The following is a 4,546-nucleotide window of genomic DNA, read 5'->3' as shown; positions in this document are numbered from 1 at the left end:
GGGCACTCGTGTTCGTGGACTCGACCGGGGAATCGCTCAGGATCGAACGGACTCCCCGCGGGCTCACCCAGCAGAGCGCTGCCCTGATTTCGAGAGTCACCGGGAACATGTCGAAGACCCTCTACTCGAACATCTTCGCCTTCGGCCTTCAGGAGCTCTCCGAGCTCAGCTCGCTGGAATCCGATGAGGTCCGTTCTCGCATATACAGTGCAGGGGCGGGCCTGGGCACACGGACCCTCCCTTCCGCCCAGCAAGTGATCAAATCTCAGTTGGACCGGGCCTTCAAACCATCGGGGAAGGTCCCGATCATAAACGCCCTGGAAGCTACGGTCACCTCAATCCAAAAGGATCTGCACGCACTCGAGGCAGACCCAGAGGCCTACAACCATCTCATCGCTGAGATCGAACGGGTTGGGGAAGAGGTCAAGTCCGCAAGGGAGGATCTCCGTGCCGCGACGGAGCAGGAGACGTGGGCAGCGAGCCTCAAGAACACCAGGCCTGTGTGGGAATCTCTGGTGGCTGTCCGAGCACGATTGGCGGACGCATCTGTGCAGAATGCGGCATGTGCCCCTGGAACAGATCTCATACTCGACTATGCAACAGAGATTGAAGCTGCTTCTGAGGGCAGGAAGGCCCACGTGGAACTCTTACCTGAACTGCCTGGCCTTGCTGCGGCAGCCACCGAGAAGGATCGCCTGTTCATGGAGAGCCTGGCTCGGCTGGGGCCTGGGTGGGACGCGGACAACCTGGATCGATTCGACGCCTCCCCAGGGGCGTACGAGGCGATAAGGACGTTTCGGGAGAGAGCAGCGGATCTGAAGGCCAGGCGAAGCCATCTCTCAGCCCTGGCCGTGTCTAAGGCAGACGCGGTTTCGGCTGCCCGTAAACGCAAGGAGGAGCTGAGCCGGGAGATAGCCTCCATGCCTGCTCCAGCCCACCGGTGCAGAGATGATGTCGTGCGCAGGCTGAAGGACCTCGAACGGCTCGAATCCATCTTACGGTCTGTGGAGATACTCGAGGCCAGGGTGGATGCTGCCAGGGACCGACTGTGGGACTCCAAGAGGCGGGAGGGCGATATCGCAAGGCAGAGAAAGACAGGTGGCGAGGGTCCGCCTCGATGGTTGGGGGCGTTTGGCCCACTCTTGGGCATCGCCGCCGGGGTGGCGGCGGCATGGGGTCGTCCTCCAGTTGTGGCTGGCCTGGCAATCGCCCTTGGCGGCGTGCTGGCTGCAGTACTCGCATGGCTGGCCTGGGGCCTTTCGAGGCGTGAGGCCGGAAGGGCGCAAGCGCTAGCCTTGTCGCACTCAGACGCCGCAACGCTCGTGGAGGAGCATCGGGCTGCCCTGAACCGTGCCGAGGCTGTGCTAGCTGAGCAGAGAGCAGCTGCCGCGGCCCTTGGCCGGTCACTGTTTGGTGACCGGCAGGTGGATATGGGAGCGGTCTTGCAGGCAAGGCAGGCCGCGGAGGCGGACCGGCAGTTGTGGGACAAGCTCTCCGACCTCAAGGCCCAACTGGTTCAGGCCGAGCGCGAGGCGGAGTCCCGGGCGTCGGAGGCCGAGAGCGCGAGGGTGGACCTTGAGGCCGTGGACCGAGAACTTGCTTCCGCGGAGGCGAAATGGCGTACCTGGTTGCAGGAACGCGGAATCGATCCGTCCTTCGGGTATGACGGCGCGCAGGCGACTCTCGACTCAGTGAGGGACGCGCTGCGCCGGAGGGAGGACGCACAGGGGGCCAAGCAGGCACTTGACGTGGCCCGAGAAAGGGTAGGTTCTTACACCCGCCAGGTAAACGAAATTCTGCGGGCCTTGGGAAGGGAGGCTACCGAGCCGGACCGCTCGGGCGAAGCCGTGGCCGGACTGGTTCGGGAGGTCTGTGAGGCACGCGAGAGGGTTCGAGACCGGACGGCCCTCGCGACAAGGGAACGAGAGCTCGCTGCTCAGTTGGAGGCTGCGTTCCCCGCGGAAAGCCGCGGGCGCATGGAGCAGGAGCAATCCTCACACACGAAGGAAGAAGTTGAGGCGGAGTTTGAGAGCGCAAAGAATCACCGGGAGAGGCTCGGGGAGATTCTCGAGGACAAGACGCGGGAACTCGCCCAGCTCGAGGAGCGCCGGTTGGCGATGGAGCGCAAGGACGAACTCGCGTCCGGGCTTGCACGGCTCCATGCGGCCGAACTCGAACTCGCAAGCGAAGTGCGGCAATGGGCCGTCTGGTCCGTCTGCCAGGAACTCCTGGATCGGGCTTGCGACCGGTACGAGCGAGATCGGCAGCCGGGAGTGCTGAGACGGGCCTCCTCCGCGTTCGCAACGATGACAGCAGGAAGGTACCCATCCATCATCGCCCCGCTCACCGGGAATCTGGGGTCCATGGAGGCCGTGGATCTAAACGGTCGCAGGCTGGCTCCAATACGGCTGAGTCACGGAACCGAACAGCAACTCTACCTGTCGGTCAGGTGTGGCCTGGTCAGGGAGTATTGCTCTCGCACCGAGTCCCTTCCGGTGATAGTGGATGACATTCTCGTCAACTTCGACCCGGTCCGGGCCCGCGCCGCCGCCGAAGTCCTGGCCGGCATCTCAGAGGTATGCCAGATCCTCGTCTTCACTTGCCACCCCGAGACCGCGGAGGATTTCCGGCGCACAGGCCGTGTGACGTCGGAGTTCACGGTTGATGGGGGAGCAGTCAGCCCTGTACGAGGCCCGGGGCCGCCGGCCTAGCGGCGACCCCGGCTCGGTCCAAGCCTGGTTAGTCACTCCTTCGGGGTATGGGCGATGTCCTTATCGTTGAGAAAGGACCCCATCTCTTGTCTCAAGTCTGGCCGCAAGGGACCGGTTCGCCACGAAACTGCTTGTGGCCCCGTAGACTTCGTGCACGTGAGACGCTGTTGTGAGCGTTTTCAGGTCTACGCTGTGGGTGTGGTTGGCATCGTTGGAATTGGGCGGCCCTGTCCATCCCCGGATCTCGTGGGTGTGCGCGTGAGTCTTGCCCTTTGCGGTGGTTCCGCTTATTCTATGCACATGACCTTTCGGGCCCGGCAGCGGAGGGCCGGTGATGACAGCGATCCGATGATTATGCTCAGACACGCTGGCCGTCTGGCCGTCCAGCCTGTGCACGTGCCTGCGGAAATCCCTTACTCCAAATGCCTGCTCCTCCAGGTGTGAGAGGAAACTTTCGAGCAACGTCCGTCACCTCGCTCGTTGGCGTTCGCAGCTGGTGTTCACAGCCTGTGTTCGCACCCGCTACATTCTATACCCCGTGGCCGAGGTCCGTGTTGTGCCGCAGGCACAGAGAGGACCGCGGCTTCCGGGGACGAACTCTCCCTGGGACCAACAGATTTGGAAGGAGCGTCGCGTTGATGGTCTACGATTTCGATCAGGTTCTCGACCGCCGGAATACGAGCTCGATGAAGTGGGACGGGGTGGTTCACAGGTTCGGTCGGGCAGATATCCTTCCTCTATGGGTGGCGGACATGGACTTCAAGGCGCCCCAACCTGTCATCGATGCAATAGCTGAGCGGGCACGGCACGGTGTGTACGGGTATACCGATATCCCCACGTCATATCACGAATCTGTGGTATCTTGGGTTCGCAGGCGTCACGGCTGGGATATCCAGCCTGAATGGATGCTATCGACCCCGGGCGTCGTTCCCGGCCTGGCCGTAGCCATCATGGCATTTACTGAACCTGGGGACAAGGTGCTCATCCAATCGCCCGTCTACCCCCCATTCTTCAGCATTATCAGGGAGAACGGGCGCGAACTCGTAAACAGCCAGCTCGTTCTGGCAGGGGACCGGTATGTTATGGACTTCGAAGACCTGGAGGCACAACTCGATCTCGGGGTCAAGCTTGTGATCCTTTGCAGCCCCGCGAACCCGGTGGGGCGTGTATGGACTCGGGAGGAGCTCTCCCGCCTGGCCCAGATGTGCGTGTCGCGTGGGATAGTCATCGCGTCCGACGAGATTCACTCGGACATAGTCTATTCCAGCTCGAAGCACATACCCATTGCATCGCTGTCCAACGAGGTTAGGGACAATACGTTAACATTCATCGCACCCAGCAAGACCTTCAACCTTGCCGGACTAGCCACGTCCGTCGCCATAGTTCCAGATCCCTGCCTTCGAGAACGATTTGAGCGGGTTCTCGGAAGCATCGGCATAGGGGTCAACCTCTTCGGCATAACCGCGCTCGAGGCCGCATACACACACGGAGAAGAATGGCTCGGACAAGTGCTCCGGTACCTCGAGGGCAACCTGGATTTCCTTTGCCGTTTCGTGGACGAGCGGATCCCGGGAATCCGAGTGATCCGTGCGGAAGGGACATACGTGATCTGGCTGGACTGCCGCGGACTCGGGATGACTCCTCGTGCACTCCGGGAGTTCATGGTTTCCCGTGCGCGTGTGGGACTCAATGATGGCGTTCCGTTCGGGCCGGGTGGCGAAGGCTTCCAGCGGATCAACATTGCGTGTCCAAACTCGATTCTGGGCGAGGCGCTTGAAAGGATCGAGACTGCCTCAAAGAGTCTCCAATATCGCCAGTGACTGCTGGCGACGGAG

3 protein-coding genes are annotated in these 4,546 nt (G+C 62.0%); 2 read left to right on the top strand and 1 reads right to left on the bottom strand.

Annotated elements, in window-relative coordinates; all coding sequences use genetic code 11:
* Positions 1–2,711: hypothetical protein (locus tag NUW23_08930; GenBank protein ID MCR4426294.1), on the top strand; the 2,711-nt coding region annotated here is incomplete at its 5' end.
* A 60-nt stretch (positions 2,712–2,771) separates the two neighbouring features.
* On the opposite strand, the gene NUW23_08925 is transcribed toward NUW23_08930, so the two are convergent.
* Positions 2,772–3,173, bottom strand: coding sequence for a YmaF family protein (locus NUW23_08925; protein ID MCR4426293.1), 402 nt, complete (start codon positions 3,171–3,173; stop codon positions 2,772–2,774).
* A gap of 176 nt (positions 3,174–3,349) precedes the next feature.
* Here NUW23_08925 and NUW23_08920 point away from each other — a divergent pair, with 176 nt between their 5' ends.
* Positions 3,350–4,531 carry a PatB family C-S lyase gene (locus tag NUW23_08920; protein ID MCR4426292.1) on the top strand — a complete coding sequence of 394 codons (1,182 nt, stop codon included), beginning with the start codon at positions 3,350–3,352 and terminating at the stop codon, positions 4,529–4,531.
* Positions 4,532–4,546 lie beyond the last annotated feature (15 nt).

This window comes from Bacillota bacterium (genome assembly GCA_024655925.1).
In the GTDB taxonomy this organism is placed as follows: Bacteria; Bacillota; DTU025; order DTU025; family JANLFS01; genus JANLFS01.
The sequence above is the reverse complement of the archived record's forward strand: the minus strand, read 5'-3'. Positions and strand labels throughout refer to the sequence as shown.